The following is a 20,412-nucleotide window of genomic DNA, read 5'->3' as shown; positions in this document are numbered from 1 at the left end:
CAAAACATGGATCTTATACTGCTTTTAAAAGCTGCAATTATGGGCTTGGTTGAGGGGATTACCGAATTCCTGCCCATTTCCAGTACTGGACATTTGATTCTGACAGGGCAGTTGCTTGACTTCTGGACCCTAGAAAAACGTGAGATGTTTGCAGTCTCAGTACAGATTGGGGCGATTGCTGCGGTCATTTATCAATATTGGGGTAAGTTGTGGGGGGCGTTGATTGGTGCACTGACAGGAGACCCTGAAGGTCGCCGTTTAACCTTTAACCTCATTGTGGCGACGATCCCGATTATGCTGATTGGCTTGACGATTGGTGAAACAGTTAAAGCGTATTTATTTAATGCCGTGACGGTAGCATTAGCACTGATCGTGGGTGGCCTTATTATTTTATGGGCTGAACGCCGTCAACATATTATTGCTTGTCAAGAGGTTGATGATATCAGCTTTAAGCAAGCCGTATTTATTGGTTTGATTCAATGTTTGGCGTTGATTCCAGGAACTTCACGTTCAGGCTCGACCATTATTGGTTCGCTATTTATGGGCGTATCACGTAAAGCTGCTGCCGAGTTTTCTTTCTTCTTGGGGATTCCTGTACTCATGGGGGCAGGTCTACTCGACATGTACAAAATGCGTCATGAGCTACATACCCAAGACATGGAAGTTTTAGGCGTGGGGATTGTCGTTGCCTTTATTTCAGCGCTTGTGGTGATTCGTGCCTTGATCCGTTATGTGTCTAAGCATGACTTTAGTGCCTTTGCCTATTATCGTATTATTTTTGGTTTATTTATTTTACTGACCTGGGGCACAGGCTGGGTACATTGGTAATGCAGTTTGATTGTTGGTATAGCCCTGAATTTGAAGCGCAATTTATTGTGCTTCAAACACGTTTAGCCGAATTACAGGTTGAGCTGACGGGGCAGGCAGTAGAAAAAATTAATGCCAAGTTTTTACGTTTACACCTTGAATTGGCGCTAATTCTCGATCAGGACGGTTTAAGTCTTGCCGCGAATGGCATGAAAATGCAGCCTGACTGGCAAGCTGAAATTCCACGTTTAAAACGTGCCGGTATGAAATCAGAAATGCTGGCGCGCGCCTGTCAGGTCAATGAACAGCCAAATCTGATTGATGCGACCGCAGGTTTAGGGCATGACAGTTTGCTCATGGCGAGACTCGGGGCAAAAATCACCCTGATTGAACGTCATCCGATTTTATATAGCTTACTTGAAGCTGCACATCAAGCCGCACAACAGGATGCCTTTTTAGCACCAGTGGTTGCCAATATTCAACTGATCCATGCTGATTCTGCCCAGTACCTTGAACAGCAGATTCAGGCAGGGCAACAGGTTGATGTGATTTATCTGGATCCAATGTTTCCTCAGCGAGACCAAAACCAGCAAGCTCTTAAAAAACAGGCACAAGTCAAAAAACAAATGCAATTGTTGCACTTGCTGTTGCCTGAAGATGGTGAAATGGATTTGGGTGAAAACTTGTTGGCACTGGCACGACAACTGGCACAAAGAGTCATCGTCAAACGCCCACGTCATGCCGTATATTTAGATAACCAAGTTCCTCAGCACCAGTGGCTTGGCGATGCCTGTCGTTTTGACGGTTATTTTCGTCCTTAATGTGTTGATGACCAACAGTTTAGAAAATAGCAAAGTTTTGTTAATTCATTCAAAATCACATTGATAAAAAAAAATGCAGGCATAAACTAAGGGGTGCATAAATAAATCCACCGCTGACCAGCAGAATTTTATGATAGACCTGAAACCTTCCATCAACTTTTGGCATGATCTTAAAAGTAACCAAATCGCTGGTTTATGGTTGTTCCTCGGTTCTCGCCGTTCTTTAGAAATTGTTCATCCTTCCATTTTTCAGTTGATTTTTTGGGGCGCAATTGCGGCTGCGGTCAATACGCTGTTTAGCTGGATGGTGGCAGGACAGGCTGGGCATTTTAATTCGCAAGGTTTGGTCAGTTATGCGCTTTGGCCGTTTATTGCCCTGATTGTTGGAATTTTCCTGTCACAACGTACCAATAATCCACGCTTGATGTTGGTGCCAGCTTTGTTGTGGTTAGTACTTGATGCCAGTATTTTGCTGATTCAGTGTTTTCTACAATATCTGGGTGATCAGGGTTACTTGGATTTTTTACCTGACCGCATTTATAACACTTTGCCAAACTTGTTCTTGATTTTGTTTGTATGGCAGAGTCTGGCGGTCATCTGGGTTTTTTCTCGTCAGTTGAAATGGCCGTGGTGGGAGCGTGGTTTAATCATGTTCGCTACCATTTGTACGCTTGTGGTATGGCAAATGTCGGTTAAAGAGCAACCGATCTGGAAAGTGGATGATGTGCAACCGACACTTTCAGAAGATGCTTTATATGCCCAAGGAAATTTGCTCAACAAAGCTCTGGAGCAAGTGCAGTTTGGGGATTTCTCACAAACGCACTGGTACTTTTTAGGGGTTGCAGGCGACAGTTATGACTCGGTGTTTAGTTCGGAGATTCAACGAATTAAATCGCAGTTTGATACCCGCTTTGGAACTTTTGGGCGTTCAGTGGAACTGGTCAATGATCCTAACACTCGAACCACATTACCGATTGCATCGCGTACCAGTATTCAACAGGCGTTGAACCGTATTGGTCAGCAGATGAATAAAGAAAGCGATGTGCTGTTTTTATATATGGCATCGCATGGTGAGCCAAACCATTTTGAATTGGAAAATGCTCCGATTGACCTCAAACAGATTGACCCGAAATGGTTACGTGAGGCGCTCGACAAGTCGGGTATTCGCTGGCGCGTCATTGTGGTCTCATCCTGTTATTCGGGCAGCTTTGTGCCAGCCCTGCAATCGGACAATACCTTGGTGGTTACCGCTTCTGCAGCAGATCGTTCATCGTTTGGTTGTAACAATGAAGCTGATTATACTTATTTTGGCCGGGCGTTCTTTGATCAGGCAATGCGTGAAAAAAGCTCTCTAAAAGATGCTTTTGGCGATGCTAAAGCAACGGTGTCACGATGGGAAACGGCTCAAGGTTTTGAATCATCTGAACCACAGTGGTCACTCGGTAAAAATATGGAGCTCATGCTGCCACAACTTGAAAAACATTTATTTCCAAGCCCCAATAATTTACCTGCCAATAATCCAGCCATGTTGCCAACAACAGCATCACCATAATCAGGAGCCGTAGTTATGCAGCAAATACAAAAAAATTTCTGTTTTGATGGGGAACAGCGCACGTATCAATGGCATTCAGATCAATTACAAAATGACGCCAAATTTTCAATTTATTTGCCTGAACAAGCACTGTTAGGTGAAGCATGTCCCGCAGTATTTTATTTGGCAGGTTTGACTTGTACTGAAGAAACTTTTGCGATTAAAGCTCACGCCCAGCGTTTTGCTGCACAGTTGGGTTTGATTTTGGTGATGCCTGATACTTCGCCGCGTGGAGAGTCAGTTGCGCAGGGTGATTCTTGGGATCTGGGTCAGGGTGCAGGCTTTTATATCAATGCCACACAAGCGCCGTGGGCGGAACATTACCGTATGGAAAGTTATATTGTCGATGAGCTATATAACGCCGTACAAACTCATTTCCCGATTCAGCATGGCCGCATTGGAATTATGGGGCATTCGATGGGTGGGCATGGCGCATTGACCTTGGCATGGAAATATCCTGAAAAATTCAAGTCAGTCTCAGCATTTGCCCCGATTTGCGCACCGAGCCAGTGTCCGTGGGGTGAAAAAGCTTTTACTCATTATTTGGGGGAAGCACGTGATACATGGCTGGCGCATGATGCCGTTGCTCTGGTTTACGGCAAAGGCGCACTGTTTAGTGAAGTTTTAGTCGATCAAGGTTTGGCAGATCAGTTTTATCATCAACTCAATCCACAGTTGTTACAGCAAGCTTGTGCTGAGGTGGGGCAAAAACTGACGCTGCGCCAACATCAGCACTATGATCATGGTTATTATTTTATTCAAAGCTTTATCGATGACCATTTGCAGTTTCATGCTGCGGAGCTGACCCAGTAAAATTATGCAGTATAAAAAAGGATCACAGTTGTGATCCTTTTTTCGTTTAAGCCTGTTGCTGCCAAGTCGCTTGAAATTCTTGCTGTGCCATGCGATTTAAGTGATCAATTACGACAATTTCAAGACGAGTTTGTTCTGCTGTTGCAAGCTGACTTTGAATGCCGACATCCAGTGTATTGTCTTGTGGAGTGAGAGTTACGGTCGCAGTCGGTATGAGAATTTGAAAATGTTGTTCGGTTTCTGCCACCTCAAATTTGTGTTTCCAGTGGTTAAACAGGCGTTTTGCAATACGGGCAGCTTCGGTGGTTGCCAGTTGTGTCTGACTATGCATAGATCAAATTCCTTGTTGTTGTGTTTTGCAGTCTAACAGACATAAATTTGAAAAAAGAGAATCAAATCGGAACAATGCGTTGCGTTATGCTGCTTCGTTGCCTGCGTCGCTTCGGATTTTGGTATACTGCGCGCAGATTTTAAAATTTTGCTAGGTTAGATTTATGTCCAAGCCCTTTCTGATTGCACCTTCGATTTTATCTGCTGATTTTGTCCGTCTTGGTGAAGAAGTTGAGAATGTCTTGGCAGCAGGTGCAGATGTTGTACATTTTGATGTGATGGACAACCACTATGTACCCAACCTGACCTTTGGTGCAGGGGTGTGTAAGGCGCTGAAAAAATATGGCATTAAAGCACCGATTGATGTGCATTTAATGGTATCTCCCGTTGACCGTATGATTGGGGATTTTCTGGAAGCAGGCGCTGACATTATTACTTTCCACCCAGAAGCATCCGATCATATTGACCGTTCATTACAACTGATTAAAGCAGGCGGTGCCAAAGCAGGTTTGGTATTTAACCCAGCAACGCCGTTACATTATCTGGATTATGTGTTGGATAAAGTCGATCAGATCCTGTTAATGAGCGTTAACCCAGGTTTTGGTGGACAAAAATTCATTCCAATGACATTACAAAAACTGCGTGAAGCTCGCAAAATTATTGATGCCAGCGGTCGTGACATTCGTCTTGAAGTCGATGGTGGTGTAGGTCCTGCCAATATTCGTGAAATTGCTGAAGCAGGTGCAGACATGTTCGTAGCAGGCTCGGCAATTTTTGGTCAGCCTGACTATAAAGCTGTGATTGACCAGATGCGTGCAGAACTCAGCCAAGTGGGTTCAGTCGAAGTTTAAGCTTTTGCTTGAAGTCTTTAAAAAGCGTTATACCACAGGGTGTAACGCTTTTTTATTTGTATATTGCATCAGAGTTAGCTATGCTTTTAACTTAAATTTTCCATTGTATTTGTGATGAGATGCAGCATCGGCGCAGAACTATGTTTTCGCAAAGTTTTATCTTGCTGATCGTTTTATGTATCGGCTGGATGGGTGTTGCCAACGCATCTGTGCAAAGTATGCATTGGGAAATGTTGATGCAGTCAGACATGAGCAGTATGCCGCAACATACAATGTCTGAACATTGTCATCAACCGAGTATGCCGATGAAGATGAGTAATGATTGTCAGGATCAGGTCAGTTCGTCACAGCATCAGCAGCATCTCAATTGCCCTGACTGTCAGATTATGCACTGTCAAAGTGTTAATGCAGATCTTCCTCAAGCCACTTCTATTCTGACCGAGCAGTCCAGTACTGATGTTGCAACTACCCAGTATTGGACAGATCATCTAACTAATTTAGCTGGATATTGGCAAGAAATTCTGCGTCCTCCGAAAGCCTGAACTTTAAAAAATTATCATTTTCATTTTTTAAAGAGGGCGAGTCATGTCTAAATTTTCCCTACATGCTTGTATTGTTGCAGCATGTTTAGTTGTCCCACAGAGTATTTTTGCGGCTGTGCGCGAATATCATCTCAATATCAGTGAACAAACCATCAATGTCACTGGAAAACCAACCAAAAAACTGACGGTCAATGGTCAGTTCCCAGCACCCACCTTAACCTTTGAGGATGGGGATGATGCGGTAATTTATGTGCATAACCAGTTGAAAAAACAGTCAACTGCATTGCACTGGCATGGGATTTTGCTGCCAGCCGTGATGGATGGTGTCCCAGGATTTAACGGTTTTCAGGGCATTGCCCCGAATGGCGATTTTGTTTATCGCTTTAAGATTCGGCAAACGGGCACTTACTGGTATCACGCACATAGTGCAGGGCAGGAACAGGATGGTTTATATGGGGCATTGATTATTTACCCGAAAAACCATCAGCCTATTACCCCAGCAGAAAAAACTGACCGTGATGAAGTGATCATGTTCTCTGACTTTCATGAATCTTCCAGTGAGCAGATCATGAACCATCTGAAAAGATCATCGGACTATTATCAAAATCAGCGCGAAACGCTGGCAGATGTCTGGAAGCAAACCAAACAACAAGGGCTAAAAGCCACATGGCAAGATCGCCGCATGTGGAATCAGATGCGCATGTTGAAAACCGATTTGAGTGATGTCACGGGTTATCATTTCTTGGTCAATGGTAAAACACCACAGCAGAACTGGAGCAGTACATTTAAAACAGGAGAAAAAATTCGTTTACGCATGATCAATGCTTCAGCCATGTCATTTTTCGATGTACGCATTCCAAATCTGAAAATGACAGTGGTCAGTGCCGATGGTCAACCTATACAACCTGTCGCTGTCGATGAGTTTCGTTTTGGGGCAGGTGAAACCTATGATGTGATTGTGGAGCCAAAACAGGCACAATATCAAATTCAGGCTGAGTCAATTGATCGAAGCGGTTTTGCTTTGGCGACCTTACGTAATCAGGATGCTACTGTGCAACCGCTACCTGAACCGCAGCACCGCCCACGTGCCTTACTGAATATGCAGGATATGGGCATGATGCATGATGATTCTGAACATTCATCTTCAACTCAACATGATATGTCAGCAATGAAAGACATGGATATGTCGAAAATGCAGGGCATGACTGCTGAGCAGCATCAACAGATGATGCAGCAAATGAATCATTCTTCAATGTCATCAGAACACAAAATGTCAGCAATGCAAGACATAGATATGTCGAAAATGCAAAGTATGACTGCTGAACAGCATCAAAAAATGATGCAGCAGATGAATCATACTTCAATGTCTTCAGAGCACAAAATGTCAGATATGCAAGACATGGATATGTCCAAAATGCAGGGCATGACTACTGAGCAACACCAACAAATGTCGAAGTCTGACGATCATATGGTTCAAGGTCAGATCGCTCAGCAAATGCCAGTTCCATCCGAAAAAACTGTGGTAGAAGGTTGGGCAAATGCTTCAACTCCTGCGGGTTTAAAAGCCTTAAGTTATGCCGATCTGCGTCCACTGTTCCCTCAAACCGATACCCGATCTGCCCAGCAAGAAATCGTGCTGCACTTGGGAGGCAATATGGAGCGTTATATCTGGACTATGAATGGCAAGAAATTTAATCAGGCAACCCCGATACATGTGCAATATGGCGAACGCGTCAGACTTACATTTGTCAATGACAGCATGATGGCGCACCCGATGCATTTGCATGGTATGTTCGTCCAGCTTGAAAATGGTCAGCCACTTGCCAATTTACCGAACAAACATACAATCATTGTGCCACCTGGACAAAAAATCAGCGTGCTTCTGACCGCCGATGAATTGGGTGAGTGGGCGATTCATTGCCATTTGCTGTACCACATGAGTGCAGGCATGATGAACAAATTGGTTGTGGCAAAAGTGAAACCACAAGACAGTCAAATGCTTATGCCAACACCCGCTCAAGGAGGAAATACACATGCACATCACTAAGTTTTTACCTTCTGTACTATTAATGGCAGGTTTTGCGGGGCAACCGCTTTGGGCGGCTACAGACATGGATATGACAGCGACATCTGACAATTCAAGCATGCAAATGCAGCATGAACATGGCAGTCAAATCTACGCCGCAAATTCTCTGGAAAACAAATGGGTCGTTGACCGACATGGTGCAGGTAGCTGGCAATCTGAACTGGAAAGCTGGATCGGTTCAGATGACAACAAACTCTTTATTAAAGCTGATGGCAAGCAGGCTGAATCTGAACAGCTCGATGCCAACGTGATGGCCTTGTATAGCCGCAACATCAGCACCTTTTGGGATGCTCAGGCGGGGCTGCGTTATCGGCAAAACAATAATTTGGTTGCAGATAAACATGCTCTGGATGCTGTGGTTGGTATTCATGGTTTGGCGCCGTATTTTTTTGAAACGCAGGCGTATTTATATGTCGGAGAGCATCAGCATGTCTCAATGTCGCTAGAAGCCAGGCGCGACCTGCTTTGGACGCAAAAACTCATTAGTGAGCCGTTTGTGAAAGCGACGGTACTGTTGAGAGATGACTCGAAAGCTGCGCAAAAAACAGGTTTGAGTCATGCAGAAGTGGGCGTACAAACCCGCTATGAAATTAATAAAACCGTCATGCCATTTTTTGAAGTGGCGTATGAATCTGATCTCGGACAAAAAGCGACAGCATGGCAGCAGCTCACCCCAAATGAGTATGGTGTTGTTTATGCACTCGGGGTATTGTTGAAATTTTAAATCTTTTCGGGGTGCTTCTTGCATCCCGTTTTTGGGAGGAACGACCTCCCCCAGACTGGGAAAAATGTCAGGACGACCTGACTGTGCTTGTGGATGACGATACAATATGGCGTGGCTAGTATTGGTTTTAGCAGGTTTATTTGAGGTGGTTTGGGCGTTTGCCATGAAGAAATCGGACGGTTTTACGCTCTTGGTTCCGAGTACAATCACGATTGTATTCATGTTGCTCAGTTTTGCTTTACTGTCATGGGCAATGAAAAGCTTACCTTTAGGGACAGCTTATACGGTCTGGACAGGCATTGGGGCAGTGGGGTCCTTTATTGTGGGGATTGTTATTTTACAAGAACCTGTCAATGCGATGAGGATGCTGGCGGCTGTAATGATTGTTGCAGGACTGGTCTTAATGAAAATTGCATCACCATAAAATTTTATGAGATAAAATTTCTTAAATATAAATATCTGTAATACAATGCGTTTTTTTTGTTTGCTGTTGTAATGTTGCTTCTGATTTTATTTTTGATTATTGCCATACTACTGGCTGTCTTTGTATTTAATCCATCTGCTAAAACTAAGGGAAAAAGGGGAGAAAAACGCGTTATTGCTCATGCAGAAAAACATCTGGATGAGAAAAATTATACCATTTTAAATAATTATACTTTTAAAATTAATGAACAGTTGACCACCCAGATTGACCATATTGTCGTGAGTCGTTTTGGGGTATTTGTGATTGAAACTAAAAACTATCAGGGCTGGATTTTTGGCAATGAACATCAGAAGATGTGGACACAAAAACTGTATCAAAAAAGCTATCAATTTCAAAATCCATTACATCAAAACTATCGTCATATCAAAACGTTGCAACAACTGTTAAGTGATGTGATTGAACCTGAAGATTTGCATTCAGTGGTGGTTTTTGTGGGAGAAAGCACCTTTAAAACTGCCATGCCAAACAATGTTTTACAAGGTCAGGCATGGATTAACTATGTCAAAAGCTTTCATGAAGAAGTGATGAGTTCTGTCAAAATGAAGCGCATTTGCCAGACATTAGAGAAACAGGCATTGGTGAAATCCCGAAAAACCGATGCTGAACATGTGCGTAACCTGAAAAAATATCACTCGAAGTAACCTGACCGATGCAAGGTCAGGCGAATCTTGTTAGAAGCGTTTTGGGATTTTTTGTCCATTCGGCGTTGGGCTTTCAGCTTGCTGTAACACATGAAATAGCCATGTTTCAGCATGATTTACCGCTTGCTGAATATTATCGCCTTGAGCCAAACGGCCTGCAATAAAACTGGCAAGTGAACAGCCCGAACCATGATATTCACCTTCAAGGCGCGCACAAGTGGTTTCTGAAACCAGTTCACCCTCAATGTATAAAGCATTACGGATATGCTCAGGCGTATCTTCGTGCCCACCTTTGACCAAAACCGCTTTAGCACCCATGTTGAACAATTGGACCGTAGCTTGTTCAATATCTTCCAGACCTGTTAAAGCACGTAGTTCCACAGTGTTGGGGGTAATGATGGTTGCCAGTGGAATCAGTTGTACAAATGCTTTGACCAGTGTTGCCTGATCACCCAGTGAACCACCGCTGTTTGCAACCAAAACTGGGTCAAGCACATACAGATAATCTGGATGTTGTTGTAAAAATTCAGCTAACGCTGCAATGTTATCGGTTGTGCCTAACATGCCAGATTTTACACAGCGAATAGGCAAATCTCCCACGACAGCATTGGCTTGTGCGAGTAAAAGTTCTTTTGATGTTGCTTCAAAACCAAACACTTGCTGAGAGTTTTGAATTGTCAACGCAGTACATGCAATTGCTGCATGTGCACCACTTTGACCAATTGCTTCAATATCTGCCTGTAAACCAGCTCCACCAGAAGGGTCAAGACCCGAAAAACATAAAACTGTAGGGCGCACAGTACGATATCCTTCTTATCTAAATTTACGCTAGTATAGGCAAGTTTTATTTAACTTCCGAGTCTTTGATTAGACGAATTGATTAGGTTTCGTTGTGACAGTTGAAAATATTTTATTAGATCTTGATGGGACATTGACCGACCCTAAAATTGGCATTCATACCTGCATTCGTTATGCAATGGAAAAAATGGGGCAACCCCTGACTCCAGATACCGATCTGGACTGGACCATTGGGCCGCCATTGAAAGCCTCATTTTTTAAGCTACTCGATACCACTCAGGATGATCTTGCCGAGCAGGCACTGGATTACTATCGTGAGCGTTTTTCCAGTATTGGTCTGTATGAAAATGAGCTATATCCACAGGTTCATGACACTTTGGCAGAACTGGTCGAGCGTGGTTATAACCTGTATTTGGCAACGGCTAAACCCGAAGTATTTGCTGTGCGTATTTTACAGCATTTTGAATTGATTGATTATTTTACCAAGCCCTATGGTAGTGAGTTGACTGGCGAACGAACCAACAAGGGGGATCTGATTCAATACATTTTACAGCAGGAGCAGTTGCCGCCTGAAAGCTGCATGATGGTGGGTGACCGAGAATACGATATTTTGGGCGCACGTCGAAATGGGATTGATACCATTGCGGTCGAATATGGCTACGGTACGATGCAGGAATTAACTCAGGCAGCGCCAAAACTGAAAATTCAGCAGTTCGCAGAGCTTTTGAATTACTTTAATTAATTCATCGAATTTGTTGGGTTTTTGCTAAAACAGATCAAGTCATTGAAAAAATCTGGTTATGCTTACTTAAATCAATAAAAATATTGGGGTTTGTATGCGTTTTTCAGGTTTATTGGCGATTGGTCTTGCTATGCTGAGCTTGGTGGGTTGTAGTACTTTGCAAGTTGAACAACAACAAGTATCAGGTAAAGTCCAGATTGCCAAATCTTTATTTGGGCATCAGTGTGGTGATACAGGTATGAGTGTAGATCAGTTGAAAACACAACTTGAAGAGCAAAAAATTCAGGTTTATGCTCAAACTGTGGCTTCAGATGGTCGACTCTATCCGCAAGTCTGTGGTGCACCCGATGGGCGAATTGCAATTTTTACGATTGATCAGAAACAACAAGAACAAGCATTTAATTTAGGTTTTTCGCTATATCAACCTGTTAACAGCTAATCAATTCAAATAAGTACAGCAGAAAAAAGCCAGTGTTTACACTGGCTTTTGATTTTTGTCAGTTAATGTGCTTTACGATGATTTAAAATCATCGCAACGACAATACCCAGTAACAATCCCCAAAAAGCTGAGCCAATTCCGAAGAACTGCACACCTGAAGCACTCATCAGAAAGGTTAAGAGTGCAGGTTCTCGGTCTTGCGGTTCTTTAAAAGCTATCGCGATGTTATGGCTAATCGTACCCAACAAGGCAATTCCTGCCAGTGTGATAATAAAAATCTTCGGAAATGCCATGAGTAAGCCAGTCAGTGTGGTCGCAAATAGCCCCATCAATATATAGAACAGCCCACAGCTCATTCCTGCAATATAGCGCCGTTTCGGGTCAGGATGGACTTGATCATCCAGACTCACTGCGGCACTAATTGCGGCCAGACAGACTGAGAAAGCTCCAAAGGGTGCAAGTAAAGTTTGCGATACGCCAATCCAGCCGACGAGTGAGTTGGTATGTGGTTGATAACCATAACTCTTGATCATGCCAATTCCAGGTAAAAACTGGGAAGACATATTGATGATAAACAGTGGAAGTGCTAAACCCAAAATGGTTGAAGCTGAAAATTCAGGACTGATCCAAACAGGTTTAGCCAATGACCAAGACAAGTGAGGAAATTGAAATGGCATAAACACTGGGCAGAGAATCATCGCGGCGACCACAGTCAACACGATGCAGTAACGTGGCCAAAGACGTTTGGCAACCAAATAAATTGCCAGTAAAGTCAGAATAAATGCCCAACTTTGTTCTAGGCTTGCAAATAGTTGAATCCCAAATTTTAAGAGAATCCCTGCTAACATGGCACAGCTCAGGCTCATCGGAATTTTAGACAGCAAACGCTGAAAAACTCCTGAGAAACCCACAAATGCAGTCAGTATCCCACAGACAATAAATGCCCCAATCGCCGCAGATAGGCTGTAATGGCTACCTGTAGCAATAATTAAGGCAATCCCTGGCGTTGACCATGCGGTCGCAACAGGGTAACGGTATTTCCATGATAAGACTAAGCCTGAAACCCCGATGGATAGACCCAATGCCCATAGCCACGAAGAAACTTGTTCTGGGGTTGCTCCGAGCGTTTGAGCACCTTGAATCACCAGAACTGCAGAAACACTAATCCCGATAAGAAAAGTAATAAACCCCGCAAATACGGCAGGAACAGAAAAATCTTGAATCAATTTTTGCATAATGAAATCTAGCGACGATTTTAGACGTAAATGTGTCTTAAAGACGTAGCATTAATTTAGCAATTTTTAAAAAGAAGGTGCTTTTTAATTTTTACTTTAAAAATACATAAGATTTTCCATTTTAAATTATTTAGAATAAATTCTTCTCAAAAAAATAAATTTAAGTAAAGAATATTTATGTCAGAAAATCATGATGAATTAAGCGCAATTGATTTAAAAATTATGCGCGCTTTACAGCAAGATGGACGCTTAAGTAATGCAGAATTGGCAAAACTGATTGGTATCAGCCCATCTTCCTGCTGGAATCATACTCAGCGGCTATTTAAGATCGGGGCAATTTTAGATGTACGCGCGCGGGTTAATCCCAACATGGTACAGCGTGAAACGGTGGTGTTGGTGGGTGTTGTGCTGGATCGTTCAACCCCTGAGAGTTTTTCTGAGTTTGAGTGTGCGGCCAAGCAGCTCAATAACGTCTTGGAATGTTATTTGGTGGCAGGGGAAGTGGACTATTTTCTGAAAATTCGGGTCAAGGATCTGGCGGCATTTAACCGCTTTCACAGTGAAAAAATTATTGCTTTGCCTGGAGTGCGGCAGGTAAGAACATTTTTTGTTTTAAATGAAGTGACCAGTGATGGTCTATTGTCATTTTAAAGCAGAAAAAAGCCCCAGTTAAAACTGAGGCTTTACGACCACTAAAATCACCACGGCCAGTAAGATGACCGTTGGCATTTCATTAAAGAAACGCCAGAACTTGTGTGATTTATAGTGGGCATTTTCAATCAATTTTTTACGGTAATAACCACAAACAAAATGGTAAATGACCAGCAACCCAACCAATGCAACTTTGAGATAAAACCAGTGTGCCAGATGATAATGTTGCGTTGCATCGCCCCAAGCCACTAAAAAGTGAGCAGTAATTAGCGTTGCAATCATCGCAGGCCACATAATGCCGCGGTAGAGTTTACGTTCCATAACCTGAAAGCGTTGATGGCTAATCGCATCATCACTCATGGCATGGTAAACATAAAGACGTGGTAGGTAGAACAAAGCAGCGAACCAACAAACCACGGCAATAATATGTAATGCTTTTACCCATAGAAAAGCATCAGAAGGTGCATTCATTTACGATCTCGTTAGGCATTAGCCCATTTCTTGAAGATCAGGCAGGCATTTACACCGCCAAATCCAAAACTGTTACTCATGACAGTATTCAGTTTTGCATCACGTTTTTCAAGTACAAGATCAAAACCTTTTGCGCCTTCATCAAGTTCAGTCACGTTGATGTTTGGTGCAATAAAGTCATTTTGCATCATCAAAACAGAGTAGATTGCTTCGTGTACACCCGCAGCACCCAAGCTGTGACCAGTCATTGATTTAGTTGAGCTAAATGCTGGGACATTGCCTTCACCAAAAGCACGTTCCATCGCTTTCAATTCAGTGATGTCGCCTGCTGGAGTCGAAGTACCGTGGGTGTTGATGTAGTCAAGTTTTTCTACGCCGTGTTGTTTAGCTTCATCAAGTGCCATAAGGATACAACGTGTTGCACCTTCACCTGATGGAGCAACCATGTCAGCACCATCACTGTTTGCAGCATAAGCCACGATTTCAGCAATAATGTTGGCACCACGTGCTTGAGCATGTTCAAGTGACTCAAGTACCACGAAACCACCGCCACCAGCAATGACGAAACCGTCACGGTCTGCTGAGTATGGACGAGATGCTGTTTCTGGAGTGTCATTGTATTTAGAACAAAGTGCGCCCATTGCATCAAACAGTAAGCTTTGAGACCAGTGATCTTCTTCACCACCACCTGCAAGAATTAGATCTTGTTTGCCAAGCTGGATCAGGTTATATGCATAACCGATAGCATCTGCTGAAGTTGCGCATGCGCTGGCAATTGAGTGAGACACGCCTTGTAATTTGAACGCAACACCGACGTTTGCGGTAATCGTGTTGGTCATGTTACGTGGAACGAAGAAAGGACCAACTTTACGCGCGCCTTTAGTTTCAAGCAGTTCAGTCATTTCAACAACAGAAGCTGTTGAACCACCACCACTACCACCAACGATACCGTAACGTGGATTGCCTGCAAGATCTTCAGCTGTTAAGCCTGCGTGTTTAACTGCATCAACCGCAGAGTTGTATGCGTACATCGCACATACACCCATAAAGCGTTTTAATTTACGGTCGATGTTGTCGAAATTTTGTTCAGCAGCAGCACTGACGTGGCTTTTAAAGTTAAGATCAGCGTAAGTTTGATTGAAACGAGTGCCTGAAACGCCGTTTTTTAATGATTCAGTGACTTGTTCTAGAGTATTACCAATGCATGAGTTGATGCCCATACCAGTGATTACAACACGTCTCATCTATAAGATCCCTTAATATGGTGATGATATTGAGAGCTAGCGCAGACCACATTTATGGACAAAAGCCTGAAATGTAAGCGTTAATGCCTGCACCACTCATGTTTATAATGCTTCTCATCATAACAGAAAGCTTTTTTAAATCTTATGGCAAATCCTATGAGTATTTAGAAATAGAACAGATTATATGCAGAACAGAGTTTACTTAACTAAAAGATACACAAACGAGTTGAGATAAAGTGCTCCTGCTTCTAGTATTTATTAAATATTTAAAGAAAAACAACGAGGAGATGTGAATGCCAAAAGAGGTTAATCAGCATCCACAAAGCAAATTTAATCAGGTTTTTGGAGTGGCTAAAAAGCTCAGCACATCGGGTTTAAAAGTTTTAAATCAGATGAATAGTCAACAACTACAGCGCTCACAAAATCCCTCAAAAGTTGTCAATGAAGCCACGCCAAAACCTGCGCTATTGGGTTTTGGTGTTCAAGACCCACAGCAGTTAATCCGTGTTTATTTTCCTAATATTTCCAAACAACTTTTTGGCAAGCATTATGATCGAGTCAGTCAGGTCGCTGAATTCCTTTCGCCGATGAGTATGGATGAGATTTCAGAATATTGTTTCCAAAAATTACATATATTTTCAGACAAACTGAGCGCCACACAAAGTATTTTGCAGCAAACAGGGGCAGAATCTCTACATGAGTTGTCGCAAGATATTTCACGTTCAGGTCGGATTAGTCAGGCATTGACTGAACAAAATAAATGGATTGCAGGAGTGCAAGGTACAATTTCTGGTGTAACGGGGCTGCTTGGGCTTGGAGTAGATATCCCTGCATCGCTGGTACTGGCGCTACGCACGATTTATCAGACAGGGCGGGCACATGGTTTTGCATTAACTGAGCAAGATCAGGATGTTGTGCAATATATTTTTCAGCAAATTAATTTGCAGCAGATGCTAGAAAAGCAAAGTGTATTGCTTGGGCTGCGAACATTAGATGGTTTATTGGCCGAAAATGATTTAACTGCTGTACAACATTTGCTCGGTTCAAATAATGATGATGAATGGCTTAAAGAATTATTATTAGATGAAAATCATGAATTTAAATGGCAATGGATGAATACTTTACCTAAAGTCAGCGCCTTACATCACATTACACCCTTGATTGCGGCAAGTGTCAGTGCAATGTATAGCTGGCAATTTATTGAAGATATAGGTCAAAAGGCACAGCACATTTTTTCAGTTGCCCGAGATTATTTACTGCGACATCCTGATCAAAAAATATCAACATTAGCAGCTTATTATGCTGCAGTTGAGCAATTCAATCAGGCCAAAGAATCTGCACACCAGCTTGAATTTAAAAGTATTAATTCTGATGAGGTTGAGCTTGCCAAACCTAAACCTAAACCTCAACGTCGCCCACGTCGTACTCAGTCTCAAACAGTAATAGAAAAACAACCTGAAAAAATGGTTGTAGCAGTGTCCGAATCTAAGCCTAAAAGCAAGCCATCTCGCCCTAAAATAGCCGCAAATCCAGATGATCCTTCATAGTCAGGTCATAAATGCACGGCATACTGTTGTAGTATGCGATGAATATTGACCAATATGGCGTTTTTGCTTACAATTGTTTGCCCTCAAAAAGCGGTACTTTCTTTTTGAGGTTTTTTATTTACGGGAGACTTGCCAGATGGCAACAACAAATCAGTTGATCCGCAAGGGTCGTACTACTTTGGTTGAAAAATCCAAAGTTCCTGCGTTGAAGGCTTGTCCACAACGCCGTGGTGTTTGTACACGTGTTTACACAACTACACCTAAAAAACCTAACTCAGCAATGCGTAAAGTTTGCCGTGTTCGCTTAACTTCTGGTTTTGAAGTTTCTAGCTACATCGGTGGTGAAGGCCATAACCTACAAGAGCACAGTGTTGTTCTTATCCGTGGTGGTCGTGTTAAAGACTTACCAGGTGTACGTTACCATACCGTTCGTGGTTCTTTAGACTGTGCTGGCGTGAAAGATCGTAACCAGTCACGTTCTAAATACGGTGCTAAACGTCCTAAGAAATAATCTTAGTCGTTAAGACCAAAAAAATCCTTTAGCGTTTCGCTTGTTTGAATTCTTCATAGATTTGTAATTCAAGCGACGTATAGTAAGGCCAGCGAAGCGTGCATGACACTTGCACACACTGCTGGATCACCCTGAAGTGTCATATTATTAGGTGTATTAAAATGCCAAGACGTCGCGTAGTCGCTGCTCGTGAAATCCTTCCGGATCCGAAATTCAGTAGCCAAACAATCGCTAAATTCATGAACCACGTTATGCAAGATGGTAAAAAATCAGTTGCAGAAGGTATCGTTTACGGTGCTTTAGAACGTGTTCAAGAAAAAAACAAAGTAGACCCAGTTGAATTCTTTGAAGCTACGCTTGAAAAAGTTCGTCCTATGGTCGAAGTAAAAGCACGCCGTGTGGGTGGTGCTACTTATCAAGTACCTATGGAAGTGCGCCCATCCCGTCGTACTGCCTTGGCTATGCGTTGGTTAGTAGATGCTGCTGCTAAGCGTTCTGAAAAAACTATGGCTTTACGTCTTGCTGGCGAGTTGCTTGATGCAGCTGAAGGCAAAGGTGCTGCGATCAAAAAACGTGAAGACGTGCACCGTATGGCTGAAGCTAACAAAGCCTTCTCTCATTACCGTTTCTAAGCGGTTAAGACAGTCCCTTATCAGGAGAATACTCATGCGTACTGCAGCTCGATTTAACGTGGCTCTCTACCAAAGTGGAGCTTTCGCGGGTATTTAAGTTGCCCAACAGTTTGAGTATTCGTACGCATCAATTTTTATTGGTGCGTCCTGTTTTAAAGATCACATTTAGGAATGTCAGACATCATGGCTCGTCAAACTCCGATTTCTCGTTACCGTAACATCGGTATTTCTGCGCACATTGACGCAGGTAAAACAACTACTACAGAACGTATTTTGTACTACACAGGTGTTTCTCACAAAATTGGTGAGGTACATGACGGTGCAGCTACAATGGACTGGATGGAACAAGAGCAAGAACGTGGTATTACCATTACTTCTGCTGCAACAACTTGTTTCTGGTCTGGTATGGCTAACCAATTCCAACAACACCGTATCAACGTAATTGACACCCCGGGACACGTAGACTTCACAATCGAAGTTGAACGTTCTATGCGTGTTCTTGACGGTGCGTGCATGGTTTACTGTGCGGTAGGTGGTGTACAGCCTCAGTCTGAAACTGTATGGCGTCAAGCAAACAAATACCAAGTACCTCGTTTGGCATTCGTGAACAAGATGGACCGTACTGGTGCAAACTTCTTCCGTGTTGTTGAGCAAATGAAAACTCGCCTTGGCGCGAACCCTGTGCCTATCGTTGTGCCAATCGGTGCAGAAGATACTTTCGCAGGTGTTGTTGACCTGATCGAAATGAAAGCGATCATTTGGGATGAAGCATCTCAAGGTATGAAGTTTGAATACGGCGAGATTCCTGCTGACCTAGTTGATACTGCTAATGAATGGCGTACTAACATGGTTGAAGCAGCAGCTGAGGCTTCTGAAGAGTTGATGGACAAATACCTAGAAGAAGGTGATCTTTCTAAAGAAGACATCATCGCAGGTTTGCGTGCCCGTACATTGGCTTCTGAAATCCAAGTAATGCTTTGTGGTTCTGCATTCAAAAACAAAGGTGTTCAACGTATGTTGGATGCTGTAATTGAATTCTTACCATCTCCAACAGAAGTTAAAGCAATCGAAGGTATCCTTGACGATAAAGCTGAAACTAAAGCAACTCGTGAAGCATCTGACGAAGCTCCGTTCTCTGCACTTGCGTTCAAAATCATGAACGACAAATTCGTAGGTAACTTGACATTCGTACGTGTTTATTCTGGTGTTCTTAAACAAGGCGACCCAGTATATAACCCAGTTAAATCTAAACGTGAACGTATCGGTCGTATCGTGCAAATGCACGCAAACGAACGTCAAGATCTTGACGAAATCCGTGCGGGCGATATCGCTGCGTGTGTAGGTCTTAAAGACGTAACTACTGGTGATACGCTGTGTGATGAGAAAAACATCATTACACTTGAACGTATGGAATTCCCAGAGCCAGTAATTTCATTGGCTGTTGAACCAAAAACTAAAGCTGACCAAGAAAAAATGTCAATTGCTTTAGGCCGTTTGGCGAAAGAAGATCCATCGTTCCGCGTTCGTACTGACGAAGAATCTGGTCAAACCATTATTGCTGGTATGGGTGAGCTTCACCTTGACATCATCGTTGACCGTATGAAACGTGAATTCGGTGTTGAAGCGAACATTGGTAAACCAATGGTTGCTTACCGTGAAACGATTAAGAAGTCTGTTGAGCAAGAAGGTAAGTTTGTTCGTCAAACAGGTGGTAAAGGTAAATTCGGTCATGTATATGTTCGTTTAGAGCCTATGGATGTTGAAGAAGCAGGTAAAGATTACCAATTTGCTGAAGAAGTTGTTGGTGGTACTGTACCTAAAGAATTCTTTGGCGCGGTCGACAAAGGTATTCAAGAACGTATGAAGAATGGTGTCTTGGCTGGTTACCCTGTTGTGGGTATCAAAGCGACATTGTTTGATGGTTCTTACCATGATGTCGACTCTGACGAATTATCGTTCAAAATGGCAGGTTCTTATGCCTTCCGTGATGGTTTCATGAAAGCAGATCCTATCTTGCTTGAACCTATCATGAAAGTTGAAGTAGAAACTCCAGAAGACTACATGGGCGATATCATGGGTGACTTAAACCGTCGTCGTGGTATGGTTCAAGGTATGGACGATTTACCTGGTGGTACTAAAGCAATTCGTGCTGAAGTTCCATTGGCTGAGATGTTTGGTTACGCAACTCAAATGCGTTCTATGTCTCAAGGTCGTGCGACTTACTCTATGGAATTTGCTAAATATGCTGAAACTCCACGTAACGTGGCTGAAGGCATTATTTCTAAATTCCAATCTGGCGGTAAAAAAGGTGACGACGAGTAATCTTTCGATTACTATAAGCCCAAACTAATTCTTAGTTAAAAACCAAGTGCTCATGCAGTGACCCTGCATGAGTAGTTTAAAAAGGAAGATCATCATGGCTAAAGCCAAGTTTGAACGTAATAAGCCACAT

Annotated in this window: 22 protein-coding genes; 17 read left to right on the top strand and 5 right to left on the bottom strand. The window is 42.9% G+C overall.

The window, feature by feature from the left end; genetic code table 11:
* Positions 1 to 6 precede the first annotated feature (6 nt).
* The 4 genes from ACX1N5_RS14370 (at position 7) to fghA (ending at position 4,032) form a co-directional block, all read left to right on the top strand.
* A complete protein-coding gene (locus tag ACX1N5_RS14370) occupies positions 7 to 828 on the top strand; it encodes an undecaprenyl-diphosphate phosphatase (protein WP_116731415.1) in 822 nt (273 codons plus the stop codon).
* A complete protein-coding gene (locus ACX1N5_RS14365; protein WP_458803169.1) occupies positions 828 to 1,628 on the top strand; it encodes a class I SAM-dependent methyltransferase in 801 nt (266 codons plus the stop codon). The genes ACX1N5_RS14370 and ACX1N5_RS14365 overlap by 1 nt, the downstream gene beginning before the upstream one ends.
* 130 nt (positions 1,629 to 1,758) lie before the next feature.
* The gene (locus tag ACX1N5_RS14360) at positions 1,759 to 3,180 is read left to right on the top strand and encodes a C13 family peptidase (RefSeq protein ID WP_458803171.1); all 1,422 of its coding nucleotides are present in this window, start codon (positions 1,759 to 1,761) and stop codon (positions 3,178 to 3,180) included.
* A gap of 15 nt (positions 3,181 to 3,195) precedes the next feature.
* A complete protein-coding gene (fghA, locus tag ACX1N5_RS14355) occupies positions 3,196 to 4,032 on the top strand; it encodes an S-formylglutathione hydrolase (protein WP_458803173.1) in 837 nt (278 codons plus the stop codon).
* 46 nt (positions 4,033 to 4,078) lie between these two features.
* Here the strand turns inward: fghA and ACX1N5_RS14350 are convergent, their stop codons facing one another.
* Positions 4,079 to 4,363: a DUF2218 domain-containing protein gene (locus tag ACX1N5_RS14350; RefSeq protein WP_458803175.1), complete on the bottom strand. Its 285-nt coding sequence runs from the start codon at positions 4,361 to 4,363 to the stop codon at positions 4,079 to 4,081.
* A gap of 163 nt (positions 4,364 to 4,526) precedes the next feature.
* On the opposite strand from ACX1N5_RS14350, the gene rpe reads away from it, so the two are divergent.
* The 6 genes from rpe (at position 4,527) to ACX1N5_RS14320 (ending at position 9,690) form a co-directional block, all read left to right on the top strand.
* Entirely contained in the window at positions 4,527 to 5,213 is a 687-nt protein-coding gene (gene rpe / locus ACX1N5_RS14345) for a ribulose-phosphate 3-epimerase (RefSeq protein WP_458803177.1), read from the top strand.
* Between the two features lie 140 nt (positions 5,214 to 5,353).
* Positions 5,354 to 5,755, top strand: a complete 402-nt coding sequence (locus ACX1N5_RS14340; RefSeq protein WP_458803179.1) for a hypothetical protein — start codon at positions 5,354 to 5,356, stop codon at positions 5,753 to 5,755.
* A gap of 43 nt (positions 5,756 to 5,798) precedes the next feature.
* A complete protein-coding gene (locus ACX1N5_RS14335; RefSeq protein WP_458803181.1) occupies positions 5,799 to 7,802 on the top strand; it encodes a multicopper oxidase domain-containing protein in 2,004 nt (667 codons plus the stop codon).
* Positions 7,789 to 8,565 carry a copper resistance protein B gene (locus tag ACX1N5_RS14330; protein WP_458803183.1) on the top strand — a complete coding sequence of 259 codons (777 nt, stop codon included), beginning with the start codon at positions 7,789 to 7,791 and terminating at the stop codon, positions 8,563 to 8,565. Before ACX1N5_RS14335 ends, ACX1N5_RS14330 begins: the two co-directional genes overlap by 14 nt.
* Before the next feature lie 106 nt (positions 8,566 to 8,671).
* Complete coding sequence (locus ACX1N5_RS14325) at positions 8,672 to 8,989, top strand: DMT family transporter (protein WP_458803185.1); 318 nt, start codon at positions 8,672 to 8,674, stop codon at positions 8,987 to 8,989.
* 71 nt (positions 8,990 to 9,060) lie between these two features.
* Positions 9,061 to 9,690 (top strand): nuclease-related domain-containing protein, encoded by a 630-nt coding sequence (locus ACX1N5_RS14320; protein ID WP_458803187.1) that lies wholly within the window; start codon positions 9,061 to 9,063, stop codon positions 9,688 to 9,690.
* 30 nt (positions 9,691 to 9,720) lie between these two features.
* On the opposite strand, the gene ACX1N5_RS14315 is transcribed toward ACX1N5_RS14320, so the two are convergent.
* Positions 9,721 to 10,488 (bottom strand): hydroxymethylpyrimidine/phosphomethylpyrimidine kinase, encoded by a 768-nt coding sequence (locus ACX1N5_RS14315; RefSeq protein WP_458803189.1) that lies wholly within the window; start codon positions 10,486 to 10,488, stop codon positions 9,721 to 9,723.
* 94 nt (positions 10,489 to 10,582) lie between these two features.
* Here ACX1N5_RS14315 and ACX1N5_RS14310 point away from each other — a divergent pair, with 94 nt between their 5' ends.
* Positions 10,583 to 11,230 (top strand): HAD-IA family hydrolase, encoded by a 648-nt coding sequence (locus ACX1N5_RS14310; protein WP_131315209.1) that lies wholly within the window; start codon positions 10,583 to 10,585, stop codon positions 11,228 to 11,230.
* A gap of 94 nt (positions 11,231 to 11,324) precedes the next feature.
* On the top strand, positions 11,325 to 11,669 hold the full coding sequence (locus ACX1N5_RS14305; protein WP_131381449.1) for a hypothetical protein: 345 nt from the start codon (positions 11,325 to 11,327) through the stop codon (positions 11,667 to 11,669).
* A gap of 62 nt (positions 11,670 to 11,731) precedes the next feature.
* Here ACX1N5_RS14305 and ACX1N5_RS14300 read toward each other — a convergent pair whose 3' ends face one another.
* Positions 11,732 to 12,904 carry a benzoate/H(+) symporter BenE family transporter gene (locus tag ACX1N5_RS14300; RefSeq protein WP_458803193.1) on the bottom strand — a complete coding sequence of 391 codons (1,173 nt, stop codon included), beginning with the start codon at positions 12,902 to 12,904 and terminating at the stop codon, positions 11,732 to 11,734.
* 177 nt (positions 12,905 to 13,081) lie between these two features.
* Here ACX1N5_RS14300 and ACX1N5_RS14295 point away from each other — a divergent pair, with 177 nt between their 5' ends.
* Entirely contained in the window at positions 13,082 to 13,555 is a 474-nt protein-coding gene (locus ACX1N5_RS14295) for an Lrp/AsnC family transcriptional regulator (protein WP_131381447.1), read from the top strand.
* Between the two features lie 18 nt (positions 13,556 to 13,573).
* Here the strand turns inward: ACX1N5_RS14295 and hemJ are convergent, their stop codons facing one another.
* Positions 13,574 to 14,026, bottom strand: coding sequence for a protoporphyrinogen oxidase HemJ (gene hemJ / locus ACX1N5_RS14290; RefSeq protein WP_004750604.1), 453 nt, complete (start codon positions 14,024 to 14,026; stop codon positions 13,574 to 13,576).
* Between the two features lie 11 nt (positions 14,027 to 14,037).
* Positions 14,038 to 15,270, bottom strand: a complete 1,233-nt coding sequence (locus ACX1N5_RS14285; RefSeq protein ID WP_458803195.1) for a beta-ketoacyl synthase N-terminal-like domain-containing protein — start codon at positions 15,268 to 15,270, stop codon at positions 14,038 to 14,040.
* A 293-nt stretch (positions 15,271 to 15,563) separates the two neighbouring features.
* On the opposite strand from ACX1N5_RS14285, the gene ACX1N5_RS14280 reads away from it, so the two are divergent.
* From ACX1N5_RS14280 to fusA, 4 genes are all read left to right on the top strand, one after another.
* Positions 15,564 to 16,817: an EcsC family protein gene (locus ACX1N5_RS14280; RefSeq protein ID WP_458803197.1), complete on the top strand. Its 1,254-nt coding sequence runs from the start codon at positions 15,564 to 15,566 to the stop codon at positions 16,815 to 16,817.
* Between the two features lie 136 nt (positions 16,818 to 16,953).
* Positions 16,954 to 17,328, top strand: coding sequence for a 30S ribosomal protein S12 (rpsL, locus tag ACX1N5_RS14275; RefSeq protein ID WP_000246374.1), 375 nt, complete (start codon positions 16,954 to 16,956; stop codon positions 17,326 to 17,328).
* A gap of 161 nt (positions 17,329 to 17,489) precedes the next feature.
* Positions 17,490 to 17,960, top strand: a complete 471-nt coding sequence (gene rpsG / locus ACX1N5_RS14270; RefSeq protein ID WP_004750610.1) for a 30S ribosomal protein S7 — start codon at positions 17,490 to 17,492, stop codon at positions 17,958 to 17,960.
* A gap of 183 nt (positions 17,961 to 18,143) precedes the next feature.
* Positions 18,144 to 20,282 (top strand): elongation factor G, encoded by a 2,139-nt coding sequence (fusA, locus tag ACX1N5_RS14265; RefSeq protein WP_458803204.1) that lies wholly within the window; start codon positions 18,144 to 18,146, stop codon positions 20,280 to 20,282.
* The last annotated feature ends 130 nt before the right edge of the window (positions 20,283 to 20,412 follow it).

This window comes from Acinetobacter sp. ANC 4636 (assembly GCF_054454555.1).
Note: the sequence above shows the minus strand (reverse complement) of the source record. Positions and strands in the feature narration are given on the sequence as shown.